The organism is Streptomyces telluris, assembly GCF_024519335.1.
GTDB lineage: Bacteria > Actinomycetota > Actinomycetes > Streptomycetales > Streptomycetaceae > Streptomyces > Streptomyces telluris.
In genome coordinates, this window is the sequence record NZ_JANIID010000016.1 from 1 (window position 1) to 17,068 (window position 17,068).

13 protein-coding genes and 1 pseudogene are annotated in these 17,068 nt (G+C 74.1%); 10 read left to right on the forward strand and 4 right to left on the reverse strand.

The annotated features are described in order from the left end of the window. The 7 genes and pseudogenes from NQU55_RS18340 to NQU55_RS18370 form a co-directional block, all read left to right on the forward strand. Nucleotides 1-190: pseudogene (locus NQU55_RS18340) on the forward strand (sulfate adenylyltransferase subunit CysD); the annotation flags it as partial. 2 nt (nucleotides 191-192) lie between these two features. Beyond that, complete coding sequence (locus NQU55_RS18345) at nucleotides 193-1,521, forward strand: sulfate adenylyltransferase subunit 1 (RefSeq protein WP_168093706.1); 1,329 nt, start codon at nucleotides 193-195, stop codon at nucleotides 1,519-1,521. A gap of 174 nt (nucleotides 1,522-1,695) precedes the next feature. Next, a complete protein-coding gene (locus NQU55_RS18350; RefSeq protein ID WP_168093705.1) occupies nucleotides 1,696-2,820 on the forward strand; it encodes an aliphatic sulfonate ABC transporter substrate-binding protein in 1,125 nt (374 codons plus the stop codon). Nucleotides 2,821-2,869: 49 nt separating this feature from the next. Beyond that, nucleotides 2,870-3,673 (forward strand): ABC transporter ATP-binding protein, encoded by an 804-nt coding sequence (locus NQU55_RS18355; RefSeq protein ID WP_168093704.1) that lies wholly within the window; start codon nucleotides 2,870-2,872, stop codon nucleotides 3,671-3,673. Next, on the forward strand, nucleotides 3,660-4,562 hold the full coding sequence (locus tag NQU55_RS18360; RefSeq protein ID WP_168093703.1) for an ABC transporter permease: 903 nt from the start codon (nucleotides 3,660-3,662) through the stop codon (nucleotides 4,560-4,562). The genes NQU55_RS18355 and NQU55_RS18360 overlap by 14 nt, the downstream gene beginning before the upstream one ends. After that, on the forward strand, nucleotides 4,559-5,335 hold the full coding sequence (locus tag NQU55_RS18365) for a sirohydrochlorin chelatase (protein ID WP_168093702.1): 777 nt from the start codon (nucleotides 4,559-4,561) through the stop codon (nucleotides 5,333-5,335). The genes NQU55_RS18360 and NQU55_RS18365 overlap by 4 nt, the downstream gene beginning before the upstream one ends. Before the next feature lie 143 nt (nucleotides 5,336-5,478). Then, nucleotides 5,479-6,318 (forward strand): NAD(P)H-binding protein, encoded by an 840-nt coding sequence (locus tag NQU55_RS18370; protein ID WP_168093701.1) that lies wholly within the window; start codon nucleotides 5,479-5,481, stop codon nucleotides 6,316-6,318. 33 nt (nucleotides 6,319-6,351) lie between these two features. Here NQU55_RS18370 and NQU55_RS18375 read toward each other — a convergent pair whose 3' ends face one another. Further along, on the reverse strand, nucleotides 6,352-7,026 hold the full coding sequence (locus NQU55_RS18375) for a LysE family translocator (RefSeq protein WP_168093700.1): 675 nt from the start codon (nucleotides 7,024-7,026) through the stop codon (nucleotides 6,352-6,354). A 179-nt stretch (nucleotides 7,027-7,205) separates the two neighbouring features. Next, the gene (locus tag NQU55_RS18380) at nucleotides 7,206-8,435 is read right to left on the reverse strand and encodes a S8 family peptidase (RefSeq protein ID WP_168093699.1); all 1,230 of its coding nucleotides are present in this window, start codon (nucleotides 8,433-8,435) and stop codon (nucleotides 7,206-7,208) included. A 349-nt stretch (nucleotides 8,436-8,784) separates the two neighbouring features. On the opposite strand from NQU55_RS18380, the gene NQU55_RS18385 reads away from it, so the two are divergent. After that, nucleotides 8,785-9,720, forward strand: a complete 936-nt coding sequence (locus NQU55_RS18385) for a phosphotransferase enzyme family protein (RefSeq protein ID WP_168093698.1) — start codon at nucleotides 8,785-8,787, stop codon at nucleotides 9,718-9,720. A gap of 190 nt (nucleotides 9,721-9,910) precedes the next feature. Here NQU55_RS18385 and NQU55_RS18390 read toward each other — a convergent pair whose 3' ends face one another. Further along, complete coding sequence (locus NQU55_RS18390; protein ID WP_168093697.1) at nucleotides 9,911-10,633, reverse strand: 3'-5' exonuclease; 723 nt, start codon at nucleotides 10,631-10,633, stop codon at nucleotides 9,911-9,913. A gap of 103 nt (nucleotides 10,634-10,736) precedes the next feature. Continuing rightward, nucleotides 10,737-11,978 (reverse strand): DUF5919 domain-containing protein, encoded by a 1,242-nt coding sequence (locus NQU55_RS18395; protein WP_168093696.1) that lies wholly within the window; start codon nucleotides 11,976-11,978, stop codon nucleotides 10,737-10,739. A 470-nt stretch (nucleotides 11,979-12,448) separates the two neighbouring features. On the opposite strand from NQU55_RS18395, the gene glgX reads away from it, so the two are divergent. Next, entirely contained in the window at nucleotides 12,449-14,575 is a 2,127-nt protein-coding gene (gene glgX / locus NQU55_RS18400) for a glycogen debranching protein GlgX (protein ID WP_256790851.1), read from the forward strand. Between the two features lie 42 nt (nucleotides 14,576-14,617). Further along, on the forward strand, nucleotides 14,618-17,026 hold the full coding sequence (gene treY / locus NQU55_RS18405) for a malto-oligosyltrehalose synthase (RefSeq protein ID WP_168095925.1): 2,409 nt from the start codon (nucleotides 14,618-14,620) through the stop codon (nucleotides 17,024-17,026). The last annotated feature ends 42 nt before the right edge of the window (nucleotides 17,027-17,068 follow it).

Consider the following 17,068-nt stretch of genomic DNA (forward strand, 5'->3'; position numbering starts at 1 on the left):
GCGCACCGTGCGCTACCGCACCGTCGGCGACATGTCCTGCACCGGCGCCGTCGACTCCCACGCGGCCACCATCGAGGAGGTCATCACCGAGATCACCGCCTCCCGCCTCACCGAACGCGGCGCCACCAGAGCCGACGACAGACTCTCCGAAGCCGCCATGGAGGACCGCAAACGCGAGGGGTACTTCTAGCCATGAGCACTGTGACCGACACAACCACGGCCGCGACCTCGCTGCTGCGCTTCGCCACCGCCGGATCCGTCGACGACGGCAAGTCGACGCTGGTCGGCCGCCTCCTGCACGACTCCAAGTCCGTCCTGGCCGACCAGCTGGAGGCCGTCGAGCACGCCTCCCGCAGCCGGGGCGCCGGCGCCCCGGACCTGGCGCTGCTGACGGACGGCCTGCGCGCCGAGCGTGAGCAGGGCATCACCATCGACGTCGCCTACCGCTATTTCGCCACGCCCCGGCGGCGCTTCATCCTCGCCGACACCCCCGGCCACGTGCAGTACACGCGCAACATGGTCACCGGCGCGTCCACCGCCCAGGCCGCCGTCGTCCTCGTCGACGCCCGCAACGGCGTCGTCGAGCAGACCCGCCGCCACGCCGCTGTCGCGGCGCTCCTGCGCGTCCCGCACGTCGTCCTCGCCGTCAACAAGATGGACCTCGCCGGCTACGCGGAGCCCGTCTTCGCCGCCATCGCCGAGGAGTTCACTGCCTACGCGAGCGGGCTGGGCGTCCCCGAGATCACGGCCATCCCCGTCTCCGCGCTCGCCGGGGACAACGTGGTGGCGCCCTCCGCGCACATGGACTGGTACGGCGGCCCCACCGTCCTGGAGTACCTGGAGACGGTGCCCGTCGTCACCGACCCCACCGCCGACCCCGCGCGCTTCCCCGTCCAGTACACGATCAGGCCGCAGACGGCCGAGCACCCCGACTACCGCGGCTACGCGGGGCGGATCGCCTCCGGGGTGCTGCGCGTCGGCGAGCCCGTCACCGTCCTGCCGTCGGGGCGCACGAGCACGATCGCCGCCATCGACGCGCTCGGCCAGAGCGTGGACGTGGCCTGGGCGCCGCAGTCGGTGACCGTGCGCCTCGCCGACGACCTCGACGTCTCCCGCGGCGACCTCATCGCCCCCACCGCCGGCGCGCCGCAGGTCACCCGGGACGTCGAGGCCACCGTCTGCCACCTGGCCGACCAGCCGCTGCTCCCCGGCGCCCGCGTCCTGCTCAAGCACACCACCCGCACCGTCCGCGCCATCGTCAAGGACATCCCCTCCCGCCTCACCCTCGACGACCTCTCCCAGCACCCCGCGCCGGGCCGCCTGGAGGCCAACGACATCGGGCGCGTCACGCTGCGCACCGCCGAGCCGCTCGCCCTCGACCCCTACGCCCGCTCCCGTCACACCGGCTCCTTCCTCCTCATCGACCCGGGCGACGGCACGACGCTGACCGCCGGCATGGCGGGCGAGGCGTTCGCCGCGGGCCCCGGAAACCAGGCCGACGACGAGGGATGGGACTTCTGAGATGACGGCAGCGATCGCGCACGGCTCGGCGGGCGGCATCGGCCGATGTGCGTGCTGACGCCCGTACCGACGGCGTCAGCACCCCGCCCCTTCCCCTACCCGTCATTCCCCTTACGCCCCACTGAAGCGCCGGGCGTCCCCTAGCCGTACCCCGGCCCGTCGAGAGGACCCCTCGTGCCCGCCGCCGCTCGCTCCGCCCGCCGCCGCGCACTCGCCGCCGTCGCCCTGCCCCTGCTGATCGGCGCCCTCGGCGCCTGCGGCTACGGATCGGAGAAGGACTCGGCCGCCGCCGGGTCCGGCTCCGCCGAGGGGAAGAACGCCGAGGGGAAGAAGCTGTCGGCGGACACCGTCCGGATCGGCTACTTCCCCAACATCACCCACGCCACGCCGCTCGTCGGCGAGCAGGAGGGGCTGCTCCAGAAGGAGCTGGGCGGCACGAAGCTCCGCTCGACCACGTTCAACGCGGGCCCGTCCGAGATCGAGGCGCTCAACGCGGGCTCGATCGACATCGGCTGGATCGGCCCGTCGCCCGCGATCAACGGCTACGTGAAGTCCAAGGGCAAGAGCCTGCGCATCGTCTCGGGCTCGGCGTCGGGCGGCGTGAAGCTGGTCGTCGACCCGAAGAAGATCTCGTCCCTGGACGACGTCAAGGGCAAGCGGATCGCCACTCCGCAGAAGGGCAACACCCAGGACGTGGCGTTCCTCAACTGGGTCGCGGAGAAGGGCTGGAAGGTCGACCCGCAGAGCGGCAAGGGCGACGTCTCGGTCGTCCGCACGGACAACAAGGTGACGCCCGACGCCTTCAAGTCCGGTTCGGTGGACGGCGCGTGGGTGCCCGAGCCGACCGCATCGAAGCTGGTCTCCGACGGCGGCAAGGTGCTCCTGGACGAGTCGGAGCTGTGGCCGGACGGGAAGTTCGTCATCACCAATGTGATCGTGTCGCAGAGGTTCCTGGACGCGCACCCCGACGTGGTCGAGGCCGTGCTGCGCGGCTCGGTGCGGACCAACGCCTGGATCAAGGCGAACCCGGAGAAGGCCAAGGGCTCGGCGAACGCGGCGCTGAAGAAGCTCTCCGGCAAGGAGCTGCCGGCCGCGATCATCGACCCGGCCTGGAAGTCCATCGAGGTCCTCGACGACCCGCTGGCCGCGTCGCTGGAGGCGGAGGCCGATCACGCCGTCAAGGCCGGGCTGCTGGAGAAGCCCGACCTTTCGGGAATCTACGACCTGACCGTGCTCAACAAGGTTCTCAAGGCCGAGGGCAGGCCCGCGGTGACCGCCGCGAAGCTCGGCAAGCAGTAGCCGCCCGCCCGTCGTAACCCGCCCCGCCCCATCCCCAGGAGGTGACCGGATGGCCCCGGCACTGACGACCGACAAGGCCGGCCCGGCCGAGATCGCGGACCGCGAGTCCGCGGCGGTCAGGATCGAGCACGTCCACAAGTCCTTCGGCCGGCCCGGCGCGGCCCAGCCCGTGCTGGACGACATCTCCCTGGAGGTGCGCCCCGGCGAGTTCGTGTGCCTCCTGGGGGCCTCGGGCTGCGGCAAGTCCACGCTGCTGAACCTGGTGGCGGGCCTGGACCGGCCGACCGCCGGCACCATCGACGTGCCCGGCGGCCGCCCGGCGCTGATGTTCCAGGAGCACGCGCTGTTCCCCTGGCTCACCGCGGGCCGCAACATCGAGCTGGCGCTGCGGCTGCGCGGGGTGCCGCGCGCGGAGCGGCGGCCGGAGGCGGAGCGGCTCCTGGAGCTCGTACGGCTCTCCGGCGCGTACGGCAAGCGGGTGCACGAGCTGTCCGGCGGCATGCGGCAGCGCGTCGCCCTCGCCCGCGCCCTGGCGCAGGACAGCCAGGTCCTGCTGATGGACGAGCCGTTCGCGGCGCTGGACGCCATCACCCGGGACGTCCTGCACCACGAGCTGACCCGCATCTGGTCCGAGGCGTCGCTGTCGGTGCTGTTCGTCACCCACAACGTCCGCGAGGCGGTGCGGCTCGCGGAGCGCGTCGTGCTGCTGTCCTCGCGGCCGGGACGGGTGGCCCGGCAGTGGGCCGTGGACATACCCCAGCCCCGCCGCATCGAGGACGCGGCGGTGGCGGACCTGTCCGTCGAGATCACCGAAGAACTGCGTGGGGAGATCCGCCGCCATGGCCGGCACTGAGACGGGCGCCCGGAGCGCCTCCGCGAGCCCGCACGACCTCGCCGGCCTGGAGGCCGGCCTCGACGCCCTGGACGCGGTGGAGGTCCGGCGCGCCCCCTTCGCCCAGGTGCTGCTCCACAAGGTGCTGCCGCCCCTGACGGCCGTCGTCCTGGTCCTCGCGGTCTGGAAGCTGCTGGTCGTCGCGGAGGTCACCGACGACTACAAGCTGCCCGACCCGTCCGCGGTGTGGCACAGCCTGGAGGTCCTGTGGCTGCGCGGCACCCTCCTGGACATCGTCTGGACGTCCGTCTCGCGCGGCCTGCTGGGCTTCGCCGCGGCGCTCGCCCTCGGCACGCCGCTCGGCCTGCTCGTCGCGCGCGTGAAGTTCGTCCGGGCCGCGCTCGGCCCCGTCCTGTCCGGGCTGCAGTCGCTGCCGTCGGTCGCCTGGGTGCCCGCGGCGGTGATCTGGCTGGGCATCACCGACGCGGCGATGTACGCGGTGATCCTGCTGGGCGCGGTGCCCTCCATCGCCAACGGCCTGGTCTCCGGCATCGACCACGTGCCGCCGCTGTACCTGCGGGCCGGCCGCACCATGGGCGCCACGGGGCTGCGCGGCGCCCGGCACGTCCTGCTGCCCGCCGCGCTCCCCGGCTACATCGCGGGGCTCAAGCAGGGCTGGGCGTTCTCCTGGCGGTCCCTGATGGCCGCCGAGCTCATCGCCTCCTCCCCCGACCTCGGCCTGGGGCTCGGCCAGTACCTGGAGAACGCGCGCACCGACTCCGACATGCCGGGGGTGCTCCTCGGCATCCTCCTCATCCTCTTCGTCGGCATCGCCATCGACCTGGCCGTCTTCAGCCCCCTGGAGCGCCGGGTGCTGCGGACGCGCGGACTGGCCGCGGCGAGCCGATGACCTCTGCGCCCCTGCTCCTCGTCGCCCACGGCAGCCGCGACCCGCGCCACGCGGCCACCGTGCTGGAGCTGCGCGCGCGGGTGGCCGCGGCACGGCCCGGGCTCCGGGTCGAGGTCGGCTTCCTCGACTTCTGCGTGCCGAGCGTGCCGCGGGTGCTGGAGCGGCTGGCGGCGGAGGGGGTGCGCGACGTCGTCGCCGTGCCCCTGCTGCTGACGCGCGCCTTCCACGCCAAGGCCGACATCCCGGCCGTGCTGCGGGCGGCGACGGCGGGGCTGCCGGGCCTGAGGGTGACGCGGGCTCAGGTGCTGGGGCCCGCTCCCCTGCTGACGGCCGCCCTGGAGCGGCGGCTGCGGCAAGCCGGTCTGCCGCTCGGCGACCGGCGCCCGACCGGGGTCGTCCTGGCCTCGGCGGGCTCCTCCGACCCGGAGGCGAACGCGGTGATCGCAGACATCGCGCGGGAGTGGCGGCGTACCGGTTGGTGCGCCGTGCGGCCCGCGTTCGCCTCCGCCTCCCCGCCGCACGTGGCGGACGCCGTGCGGGCCCTGCGCGCCGAGGGGGCCCGCCGGGTGGCGGTCGCCCCGTACGTCCTCGCACCCGGCCGGCTGCCGGACCGCATCGCGCGGGGAGCGGCGGAGGGCGGCGCGGACGTCCTGGCGGACGTGCTGGGGGCGGCGCCGGAGGTGGTGGCGCTGGTGGTGCGGCGCTACGAGGAAGCGGCGGCGGGGGCCGCGCTCTCCCCGGCCCGGCCGGCCGCGCGCAGGCGTTCGGCCTGAGGGGGCCGGCGCGGCGCTCCACGAGCCGTCGCGCGTCACAATGATCGCGCGACGCACTGTGCGTCTCGCGGGCACCTTACGTCTTCCCCGCAGGCCGTGCGTTCCCCGCACCGCCTGCGCTTCCCAGAAGGGCACCCGAGGACATGACCACCCTCGTCACCGGCAGCCGCGGCCGCGTCGGCCGCGCACTCATCGACCTCCTGCACGCCCGGGACCACGCCGTCCTGGCCGCCTCCCGCGCCCCCGGCGATCTCGCGCTGCCGGACGGTGTCCCCTCGATACGCCTCGTCCTGGACGAGCCGGAGACCTTCCCCGCGGCGCTCGACGGCGTCACGTCCGTGTTCCTGTACGCGGAGGCCGCGCACACCGCCGCCTTCGCCCGGGCGGCCGCGGACGCCGGCGTCCGGCACATCGTGCTGCTGTCGTCGAGCTCCGTGCACTACCCCGACGCCGCCACGCACCCCGTCGCCCGCCCGCACCGGGAGGCCGAACAGGCCCTGGCCGCGGGGCCGGTCACCGCGACGTTCCTGCGGCCGGGCGTCTTCGCCACCAACGCGCTGGGCTGGTCCCGCTCCATCAAGGAAACCGGCACGGTGGACCTGCCCTACCCCGGCGCGTACACCGACCCCATCCACGAACAGGACCTGGCGGAGGCGGCGTTCACGGTCCTCACCGACCCCGCGCACCAGGGACGCGCGTACACCCTGAGCGGCCCGGAGGCCTTGTCGTTCCTCGACCAGGCCGAGCAGATCTCGCGCGTCACGGGCGTGCCCGTGACCGTCAACACCGTCTCTCCCGAGGCCTGGAAGGAGGCCGCGGGCCCCTACCTGCCCGGGCACTTCGCCGACGCGCTGCTCGCCTTCTGGAAGTCGTCCGACGGCAGGCCGGGCCCGCTCGCGGGAGGCGTGGAGGAGCTGACGGGCCGGCCGGCGCGTACGTTCGCCACGTGGGCGGAGGACCACGCCGCCGACTTCCGCCCCTGACGCCCGGCCCCGGGTGCCGCCTCCGACGGGTCCTCAGGCGGCCTCTGCCGCCGTGCCGATGCCCAAGGCCACCAGGACGCCGCCCGTGGCGCGTTCGAGGTTGCGGCTGACCCGGGGGCGGCGCAGCCAGGTGATCATGCGGGCGGCGCAGACCGCGACGAGGAGCATCCACGCCGCGGCCACGACCGCGTCGATCACGCCGAAGAGCAGGGTCACCCCGAACGGCGAGCCGCCTTCGGGCAGGAACTGGGGGACGACGGCCACGAAGAAGACACCGACCTTGGGGTTGAGCACGCAGCTCAGCAGCCCCTGGCGGAACGCCTCGCCCGCGCGCGGTGCGGGGGCTGCGGAGACCTGCTCCTGCAGCGCCGCGGCCCCGGACCCGCCGGTGACGCCGGGCGCCGCGGAGTCCCCTCCGCGGCGCGGGCGGTGGGCCCACAGGGCCTGGGCGCCGAGGAACACGAGGTACGCGGCGCCCGCGAGCCGGACGACGGTGAAGGCCGCGTCCCATCGCTGCAGCGCCGCCGCGAGGCCGAACGCCGCGGCCACGCCCCAGGCGAGCGAGCCCACGGCCGCGCCGAGGGCGGTGGCGCTGCCCGTGCGGCGGCCGCCGCGCAGGCAGTTGCGCAGGACCAGGAGGGTGTCCGGGCCCGGCGCCATGGCCACCAGGAGGGAGAAGAGGGTGAATCCGAGGATCGCTGCCGTCACGCGGGACTCCTGTCTTCTTGAGGCTCATGGGGTGATTGAGGCTCGTGTGATGACGGGAGCTTAACCAGGGCACCTCTCCGGCGAGTTCTCCAGGAGATTCCGCCGGGCGTCCGGGAACGACCACGGCCGCCGCTCCCCGTGGGGGTGGGGAGCGGCGGCCGGCCGATGGGCTGGAGCTGCTACTCGGTGACCTTCAGCAGCTTGTTGGGCGTGCCCGCGCTCGGGTTGGAGACCTTGTCGGGGGTCGCACCCTTGACGAGCGCGCCCGCGACCTGCTCCGGGGTGGCGTCCTTGTGGGCGCCGAGGTAGACGGCGGCGGCACCCGCCACGTGCGGGGTGGCCATCGACGTGCCGGAGATGGTCTTGGTGCCGGAGTCGCTGTCGTTCCAGGCGGAGGTGATGTCCGAGCCGGGGGCGTAGAGGTCGACCACGCTGCCGAAGTTGGAGAAGTCCGACTGCTGGTCGTCCTTCGTGGTGGAGGCGACCGTGATGGCCTCCTTCACCCGGGCCGGGGAGTTGTTGCCCGCGTCGGAGGACTCGTTGCCCGCCGCGATGGCGAAGGTGACGCCGGAGGCGATCGCCTTCTGCACGGCCGCGTCGAGCGCCTCGTCCGCGCCGCCGCCGAGGCTCATGTTGGCGACCGAGGGGCCCTTGTGGTTCTTGGTGACCCAGTCGATGCCGGCGACGACCTGCTCGGTGGAGCCGGAGCCCTGGCCGTCCAGGACCTTGACGGCCACGATCTTGGCCTTCTTGGCGACGCCGTGCGCCGTGCCGGCGATGGTGCCCGCCACGTGGGTGCCGTGGCCGTTGTCGTCCTCGGCCTTGTCGCTCTTGTCGACGGCGTTGAAGCCGAAGGAGGCGCGGCCCCCGAAGTCCTTGTGGCTGATGTGGACACCGGTGTCGATGACGTACGCGGTGACGCCCTCGCCGGCGCCGTCGGGGTAGGCGTACTTGCCGTCGCCCTTGGTCTCGGTCTGGTCGATGCGGTCCAGGCCCCAGGAGGGTGGGGCCTCCTGGGTGGCGCTGGCGGTGAAGCGGTGGTTCTGGACGACCTTCTCGACCGCGGGGTCGGCCGCGAGGCGCTTGGCCTCCGTCTCGTCGAGACCGCTGGCGGAGAAGCCGTGGATCGCCGAGTCGTAGGTGCGGTTCAGCTTGCCGCCGTAGCGCTCGGCGAGGTCGCCGCCCTGAGCGGAGACGGACTTCGCGCTCACGGCGCCCTTGCCGTCCTTCAGCATGACGATGTAGCTGCCCTCGATCGCGCCCTTGGCGCCGGCACCGTAGACGGTTCCTTCGGGGGCGGGGGCGGCGCCGGCCGGCAGAGCCATGAGCGTGGCTCCGGCGGTGACGGCGGCTGCGGCGGATATCGCCAGGACGGTCCGTCGCCGGCCGGTGCGCTTGTGTGCTGCCATGACGAGGTTTCCTCCTCGTGCGGTTGTTGTGGGGGGAATTGAGCATGTGTCACTACACGCCCGGAGTGACGGAAGGGGCCGCTCCGGGGTGCTTCGAAACCCTGTCGGATTTGACGCGGGCAGTTCAACCCCCACGAGTTTTTGTGACATAGGCAACGTCGTTGCGTAATGCCAAACCCCTTTGAAGGAAGGCAATTTGGGCACTGACGGAGCATCAAGTGAGCACAGGGCGGGCCCTGATGAGAACGGCGGACGAACATCCGGCCCGGCGGGCGACAAGACGAAACGTCTCGCCCGATGATCTCTTTCCGGCCATGTCCGGCCCGGCCGGGTAGCGTGACGGGGTCGGATGAGCAGACGTGCGGCGATCGCCGCGGGTACGGGAGGTACGGGCGCAGTGACGGACGCGGTGGAGAGCACGGCATTCACGGAGCCGCGGGCGCGCGAGCTCCTCGCGGCGGCGGTGCCGGAGGCTCCGGTGGCCGACGCGTCCCTGCTCGCGCTCGGCGAGAACGCGGTCTTCGCCGTCGGCGGGCTCGTCGTCAAGGTGGGCCGCGACGCGTCCCTGCTGGAGCGGGCGCGCCACGAGCTGCGGGTCGCCGCCTGGCTGGCGGAGCGGGGCGTCCCGGCCGTGCGGGCCGCCGAGCCCGCCCCGCGGACGGCCGCCGGGCACCCCGTGACGCTCTGGCACCGGCTGCCCGAGGCCGTGCGCCCGGCCGGCGCCGCCGACCTCGCCGGGCTGCTGCGCGTCCTGCACGCCCTGCCCGCCCCGGACTTCGCCCTGCCCCGGCGCGAACTGCTCGGCGGCGTCGAGCGGTGGCTGCGGCTGGCCGGGGACGCGATCGACCCGGCGGACGCGGCCTACCTGCGCGAGCGGCGGGACGGCTTCGCGGCGCAGGCCGCGGCCCTGACCCCGCACCTGCCGCCGGGCCCGATCCACGGGGACGCCCTCCCCCGCAACGTGCACATCGGCCCGGACGGGCCGGTCCTGGTGGACCTGGAGACCTTCTCGGGCGACCTGCGCGAGCACGACCTCGTCGTCCTCGCGCTGAGCAAGGACCGCTACGGCCTGCCGTCCGACGCCTACGACGCCTTCGTGCAGGCGTACGGCTGGGACGTGCGGGAGTGGGAGGGCTGCGCGGTCCTGCGCGGTGCGCGCGAGACGGCGAGCTGCGCGTGGGTGGCGCAGCACGCGCCGGGCAACGGTGCGGCTCGCGCGGAGTTCTCTCGCCGGGTGGCGTCGCTGCGGGAGGGTGACGCCGCGGTGCGGTGGTATCCCTTCTGAGGGCTCCTGCCCTCAGGGCTCCTGCCCTCAGGGCTCCTGCCCTCAGGGCTCCTGCCGGGCCCGGTCGGTCGGCTGCGGGCCGTGCGTGGCCGGTCGCGCAGTTCCCCGCGCCCCTTATAGGGGCGCTCCCGCAGCGGTCTGCGCGCAGGCGACCGGAGCCCGTACGGGCATCGCCTCCCCCGCGGAGCGGTCAGCGCACCGGCCAGCGGGTGTCCACCGTCGCCGCCGTGTCGCCCTTGCGGCGCAGCCAGGTCTCGTAGCCCCTCGCCCAGTCCGCGTACCAGCGTTTCTGGTCCCGGTGGAGGTCCCAGGGGGCGGCCCCGGCCACCTCCGGATAGTGCTCGGCGAGGGCGCAGGCCACCCGGACGGCCGCGAGGGCGTCGGCGCCGGCCTCGTGGGCGTCCTCCAGGGTCACGCCGTAGACCCGGCAGACCGTCTCCAGGTTCCGCTTGCCCTTGCGGTAGCGGTCGAGGGCGCGGTCCATGGTGAGCGGGTCGACGACCGGGCCCGTGCCCTGCCCGCCGGGATCCGCGGTGCCCGCGGCCGAGAGCCGCTCCGCGAGGGAGGGCAGCCCGTGCCGCCTGAGCTCCGCCGCGAGGATGGTGAGGTCGAAGGCGGCGTTGTAGGCGACGACGGCCGCGCCCGCCGACCAGTGGGCGACCAGGATGTCCGCTATCTCGTCGGCCACCTCGCGGGCGGGCCTGCCGAGGGCGGCGCGCTCGCTGGTGATGCCGTGGATGGCCGCGGCCTCGTCCGGGATGGGGACGCCGGGATCGGCCAGCCACTCCCGGCGGCCGACGGGCTCCCCGGCCTTGGTCTCGACGACGGCCGCCGTGACGATCCTCGCCTCGGCCGGATCCGTGCCCGTGGTCTCCAGGTCGAAGCCGATCAGCAGCTCCTGATGCCACCCCATCGCGGTCCCCCTTCGTGGTGCTTCCCCCGACTGGTCCCCAGCGTCGCACGCCCCACTGACAGCGCCCCGTCCCGGCCTGCGGGAACGCCGTCGCGGGCGGCCGTCACGAGACCGGGCGCGAGTCCGCCCACACGCTCTCGAACTCCTCGCGGTAGGTCTCGAAGAGCCCGTGCTCGGGCTCGCGCCCGTCGCGGACGACGGTGCCGCCGCCGCGCAGCACCAGCACGGGGGCCTCCATGCCGCGGGCCTTGCGCAGGTAGGACTGGACGACGGCCAGCCCGTCCGGGCCGTCGCCGTTGACGAGGTAGGCGGTGAAGCGCGGCGTCTCGTCGAAGACGCGGATCTCGAAGGCGGCGGTGTCGCGGAGCCGGTCGCGCACGCGGCGCATGTGCATGATGTTCATCTCGACGGACCGGCTCATCTCGCCCTTCTTGATGCCCAGCTCCCGCTCCCGGCGCCGCACGGCGCTGCTGGCGGGGTTGAGGAAGAGCAGGCGGGCCCGGCAGCCGGCCTCGGCGAGCCGGACCAGCCGGCGCCCCGAGTAGTTCTGGACGAGCAGGTTCAGGCCTATGCCGACGGCGTCGAGCCGGCGGGCGCTGCCGAAGAGGTCCTCCACGGGCAGCTGCCGCTGCAGCCGGACCCGGTCGGGGTGGACGCCCACGACGTCGGCGTAGCGGTCGCCCACGATGTCCTCGACGGCGTCGACGGGCAGCCGGTCGGCGGAGCGGGCGCCCGTGCCGGCGCCGCCGCCGAGGATCGTCAGCAGGCGGCCGGCGGCCCGCTCGGCCTGGGCGAGGACGGTCTCGGACAGGGCGCGGTTGCGGGAGACGACGTTGCGCGTCACCTCCAGCTCGTCCAGTGCCAGTTCCAGCTCGCGCCGGTCGTCGAGGTACGGCTCGAAGCAGGGCCAGTGCTGGACGAGGAGCTCCCGCAGCTGGGGCAGGGTGAGGAAGCTGAGGACGTTGTCGTCGGCCGGGTCCAGCAGGTAGCCCTTGCGGCGGCTGACCTCGCGCACCGCCACGGCCCGCTGCACCCACTCCTGCCCGGCCGGGCCGGCCGCGGCGACGACCCACTCGTCCTCGCCGTGCACGGGCTCGTAGACGGGCCGCAGGACGGCGGCGACGACGGCGCGCAGCCGCTGCTCCACCAGGTTGAGCCAGATGTACGCCCGGCCGGCGCGCCGGGCGCGGGTGCGCACCTCGCCCCACGCCTCGGCGTCCCAGTCCAGTGCGGCGCCGATCTCCACGGGGCGTGCCACGGACACGGCGCCGGGAGGTGTGTCGGCCGAGCCGTCACCCCCGGGACTTCCGTCTCCAGGGGGCAGCTCCAGCCCGCCCGAGCTCACAGTGCACCGCCCTTCCGCCCCCGTCCAACGATCAAGGCAGACTACTGTGCGGGCGGCGGGCCCTGCACCCGGACGGGTCCGGTCCTCCGCCAACTCTCCCGTTCCGGAAACCTGTTGTCCGGCCGCCCGGCGCGGGGAGTGAGCCGTTTCATAGCGGCGGGGGCGCAAAACGCGCGGTGAGAGCCGTGCGAGCGCCCGTCCGGGCGCGCCGGGCCGCCGGTTTCCGGGGCCCGGGAGGAGGGGGTGGAGCGGGGGCGCGCCCCCGCCGGGTCACCCGGTCGGACGAGCCGAAGGGGGCTGTGGTTGCGCTCCTTTTGGGGAAGATCTGGCGAAAGGGCGCCCCGTCCGGTCCGATTGGGCGAGGATGCCGCTTCGGCCCGTACGCGCGTCTCGAACAGGAGGCCCGGCGCGTGCGGCGGCGAGGACGGCCCCCGAGGACAGCCTGGGACAACGGAAGAACGGAAGAGTCGATGCAGGTCTGGCCGGGACAGGCGTACCCCCTCGGCGCGACGTACGACGGCGCCGGCACCAACTTCGCGGTCTTCTCGGAGGTCGCCGAGCGGATCGAGCTGTGCCTCCTGCACGACGACGGCTCGGAGACGGCGGTGGAGCTGCGCGAGAGCGACGCCTTCGTACGGCACGCCTACCTCCCGGGGGTGATGCCGGGTCAGCGCTACGGCTTCCGCGTGCACGGGCCGTACGAGCCGGAGCACGGGCACCGCTGCAACTCCGCCAAGCTGCTGCTGGACCCCTACGCCCGGGCCGTGAGCGGGGCCGTCGGCTGGGGCGAGGCCGTCTACGGCTACCACTTCGGCCGGCCGGAGAAGCGCAACGACATGGACTCGGCGCCGCACATGATGACGTCGGTCGTCGTCAATCCGTACTTCGACTGGGGGGACGACCGCCCGCCGCGCACCGACTACCACCGCACGGTCATCTACGAGGCCCACGTCAAGGGCCTGACGATGCGCCATCCGGCGCTGCCGGAGGAGATCCGCGGCACGTACGCGGCGCTGGCCCACCCCGCGGTGATCGAGCACCTGACGGAGCTGGGGGTCACGGCGATCGAACTGATGCCGGTCCATCAGTTCGTCAACGACCACCGGCTGGTGGACGCGGGCCTGGCCAACTACTGGGGCTACAACACCATCGGTTTCTTCGCCCCGCACAACGCCTACGCCTCCTGGGGCGACCGGGGTCAGCAGGTGCTGGAGTTCAAGTCGGCGGTGCGGGCGCTGCATGCGGCGGGCATCGAGGTCATCCTCGATGTGGTCTACAACCACACGGCCGAGGGCAGCCACCTGGGGCCCACGCTCTCCTTCCGGGGCCTGGACAACGCCTCGTACTACCGGCTCGCGGACGACCCGCAGTACTACATGGACACCACCGGCACCGGCAATTCCCTGCTGATGCGCAGCCCGCACGTCCTGCAGCTCATCATGGACTCGCTGCGGTACTGGGTGACCGAGATGCGGGTGGACGGATTCCGCTTCGATCTGGCGGCGACGCTCGCGCGCCAGTTCCACGAGGTGGACCGGCTCTCGTCCTTCTTCGACCTGGTGCAGCAGGATCCGGTGGTCAGCCGGGTGAAGCTGATCGCGGAGCCGTGGGACGTCGGCGAGGGCGGCTACCAGGTCGGGAACTTCCCCCCGCTGTGGGCCGAGTGGAACGGAAAGTTCAGGGACACCGCCCGGGACCTGTGGCGCGGCGAGCCGGCCACCCTGGCGGAGTTCGGCTCCCGGCTGACGGGCTCCTCCGACCTCTACCAGGGCGACGGCAGGCGCCCCCTGGCCTCCGTCAACTTCGTCACCTGCCACGACGGCTTCACCCTGCACGACCTCGTCGCGTACAACGGCAAGCACAACGAGGACAACGGCGAGGACAACCGCGACGGCGAGAACCACAACCGGTCCTGGAACTGCGGGGCCGAGGGCGAGAGCGACGACCCGCAGGTGCTCGCGCTGCGCGAGCGCCAGATGCGCAACTTCATCGCCACCCTGATGGTGTCGCAGGGCGTGCCCATGCTCAGCCACGGCGACGAGTTCGCGCGCACCCAGCGGGGCAACAACAACGCCTACTGCCAGGACAACGACGTCTCCTGGGTGCACTGGCCGCACCCCGGGGACGAGTCCTCCGCGCGCGCCCGGCGGATGCTCGCCTTCACCCGGGCGATGGTGTGGCTGCGCCGCGACCACCCCGTCTTCCGGCGCCGCCGCTTCTTCCACGGCCGCCCGGTGCAGGGCACCCACGACGAGCTGTCCGACATCGCGTGGTTCACCCACGAGGGTGAAGAGATGCGGGACAGCGACTGGCAGGCCGCCCAGGCCAAGTCGCTGACGGTCTTCCTCAACGGCGGGGCGATCTCCGAGCCCGGGCCGCGCGGCGAGCCGGTCGTCGACGACTCCTTCCTGCTGATGTTCAACGCGCACGACAAGCCGCTCGACTTCGTCGTGCCCGCCGACCACGGCAGGCTGTGGCAGGTCGTGGTCGACACCGCCGGGCCCGAGGGCGTGGCCACCGACGGGCCGAAGATCCGGGCCGGGGACCGCCTGACGCTGGCCGACCGCAGCCTCGCGGTGTTGCAGCGCCCGGCGTAGTCCCCTGCGGCAAGGCCGCCGCAAGTGGGTACGTACGTTCCCATGAGGCTCCACAGCGCTGTGCCGACCGCGACCTACCGGCTCCAGCTCCAGCCGGCCTTCCCCTTCCGGGCGGCCGAGGAGGCCGTGCCGTACCTGGCCTCCCTCGGGGTGTCCCACCTGCACCTGTCGCCCGTCCTGGAGGCCGTCCCCGGCTCCACGCACGGCTACGACGTCGTCGACCACTCGGCCGTGCGGGCCGAGCTCGGCGGCGAGGAGGGCCTGCGGTCCCTGGCCCGCACCGCCCGGGAGCACGGGATGGGCCTGATCCTCGACATCGTCCCCAACCACATGGCCCTGCCCGCGCCCGCGACGCTCAACGGCCCGCTCTGGGAGGTCCTGCGGGACGGCCCGGCCTCGCGCTACGCGCGCTGGTTCGACATCGACTGGGCCGAGCACGGCGGCAAGGTGCTGCTGCCCGTGCTGGCCGGCCCGCTCGGCGGGGAGCTGCGCCACTTCAGCGTCGCGGGCCGCCCCGAGCGGGTGCTGCGCTACCACGACCACGCCTTCCCGCTGCGGCCCGGCACGGAGCGGCTGCCGCTGCCCGACCTGCTGGACGCCCAGTGGTACCGGCCCGCCTGGTGGCGGCTGGCCCGCACGGAGCTGAACTACCGGCGCTTCTTCACCGTCTCCGAGCTGATCGCGGTCCGCGTGGAGGACCCGGAGGTCTTCGCCGCCACCCACGGCAAGGTGGTGCAGCTGCTGCGGGAGGGGGTCGCCGACGGGCTGCGCGTCGACCACCCGGACGGGCTCGCCGACCCCGCCGGCTACCTCCACCGCCTCGCCGAGGCCACGGACGGCCGGTGGACGGTCGTCGAGAAGATCCTCAGCCGCGACGAGCGCCTGCCCGGCGACTGGCCCGTCGCCGGGACCACCGGCTACGACGCCCTGCGCCACCTCGACGGCCTCTTCGTCGACCCCGCGGGCGCCGCCGAACTGGGAGCCCGCTACCGCGCCTTCACCGGCCTGCCGCCCGACCGCGGCGGCGACTGGCCCGCCACGGTGCGCCGCGCCGCGTACAAGGTGATCACCCACGAGCTGGCCGCGGAGACCGAGCGGCTGGTGCGCACCGCCGGCCGGATCTGCGAGGGCGCGCACCAGTTGCGCGACACCGCGCCCTGGGCCCTGCGCACCGCCCTGCGCGAGATCCTCGTCCGGCTGCCCGTCTACCGGCCCTACGCGGTGCCCGGGCGGCCCCCGGCCCCGATCGACGCCGCCCTGCTCGACCAGGCCGCCCAGGACGCGCGCGGCGCCTTCGCCGTGCCCGAGGAGGCCCGCGCGGCCGAGGTCGTCCGGGACGCGGCGCTCGGCCGCCTGGGGCAGGGGCCGGACCAGCGGGACTTCTGCGCGCGGTTCGCACAGACCGCCTCCGCGCTGCGCGCCAAGTCCGTCGAGGACACCGCCTTCTACCGGCACGCGCCCCTGCTCTCGGCCGCGGAGGTCGGCGGCGACCCGGGCCGGCCCGCCGTCTCCCCGGAGGACTTCCACGCCTACTGCGCCCGCCTGCAGCACGACTGGCCCGCGACCGGGACGGTGCTGTCCACGCACGACACCAAGCGCAGCGCCGACGTACGGGCCCGGATCGCGGCGCTGAGCGAGTGCCCCGGCCGGTGGGCGGACCTGATGGACCGGCTGGCGGCCGAGGCCGCCGAGCCCGGCGCGCCCGACCCGCACGTGGCGTGGCTGGCCTGGCAGAGCGCCTTCGGGCTCGGCACGGCGGACCCCGCGGACGCCGGCCGGCTCGTGCCCGCCGTGCTGAAGAGCGTGCGCGAGGCAGGGCTGCGCACGACCTGGACCGAGCCGGACGCGGCCTACGAGGCGGCCGTGGAGGCCTTCGTGGCGGCGCACCCCTGCGGCCCGGCCCGCACCGCCCTCGCGCCCCTGGAGGAGGCGCTGCGCCCGTCCGTACGGGCCAACACGCTCGGCGCGGCCCTGCTGCACCTGACCATGCCGGGCGTGCCCGACCTCTACATGGGCACGGAGCGCGCCTACGCCGCCCTGGTCGACCCCGACAACCGGCGCCCGCCCGCCTTCCCGGCGGCCCTCGCCGGCGGCCCGCCCGCCGGAGCCGGGGACCTGTCCGCCGAGAAGCTGCATCTGACGCGCACCGTGCTGGGGCTGCGCCGCTCGCGCCCCGAGTGGTTCGGCCCCGGCGCCTCGTACGAGCGGCTGGCCGCCGACGGCCCGGCCGCCGGGCACTGCGTGGCCTTCGCGCGCTCCGGCGCCGCGGTCACCGTCGTCTCGCGGCTGCACGGGCGGCTGGTGCAGGACGGGGGGATGCGGGGGACGGTCCTGCCGCTGCCGGGCGGCGGCCGGTGGCGCGAGCTGCTGACCGGCGCCTCGTACGAGACGCCCGTGGCCCTTGCGGAGCTCCTGGAGCACGGCCCGGTGGCGCTGCTCGTACGGGACTGAGCGCCGGGCCGCGCCCCTCGGCCCTTTGCGGGGCGCGGCCCG

Excerpts from the sequence above, each read along its gene's own strand:
- treY (WP_168095925.1), top strand. The coding sequence starts at position 14,618 with ATGAGGCTCCACAGCGCTGTGCCGACCGCGACCTACCGGCTCCAGCTC.
- NQU55_RS18360 (WP_168093703.1), top strand. The coding sequence starts at position 3,660 with ATGGCCGGCACTGAGACGGGCGCCCGGAGCGCCTCCGCGAGCCCGCAC.
- NQU55_RS18345 (WP_168093706.1), top strand. The coding sequence starts at position 193 with ATGAGCACTGTGACCGACACAACCACGGCCGCGACCTCGCTGCTGCGC.
- NQU55_RS18370 (WP_168093701.1), top strand. The coding sequence starts at position 5,479 with ATGACCACCCTCGTCACCGGCAGCCGCGGCCGCGTCGGCCGCGCACTC.
- NQU55_RS18365 (WP_168093702.1), top strand. The coding sequence starts at position 4,559 with ATGACCTCTGCGCCCCTGCTCCTCGTCGCCCACGGCAGCCGCGACCCG.
- NQU55_RS18380 (WP_168093699.1), bottom strand. The coding sequence starts at position 8,435 with ATGGCAGCACACAAGCGCACCGGCCGGCGACGGACCGTCCTGGCGATA.
- NQU55_RS18385 (WP_168093698.1), top strand. The coding sequence starts at position 8,785 with ATGAGCAGACGTGCGGCGATCGCCGCGGGTACGGGAGGTACGGGCGCA.
- glgX (WP_256790851.1), top strand. The coding sequence starts at position 12,449 with ATGCAGGTCTGGCCGGGACAGGCGTACCCCCTCGGCGCGACGTACGAC.
- NQU55_RS18355 (WP_168093704.1), top strand. The coding sequence starts at position 2,870 with ATGGCCCCGGCACTGACGACCGACAAGGCCGGCCCGGCCGAGATCGCG.
- NQU55_RS18390 (WP_168093697.1), bottom strand. The coding sequence starts at position 10,633 with ATGGGGTGGCATCAGGAGCTGCTGATCGGCTTCGACCTGGAGACCACG.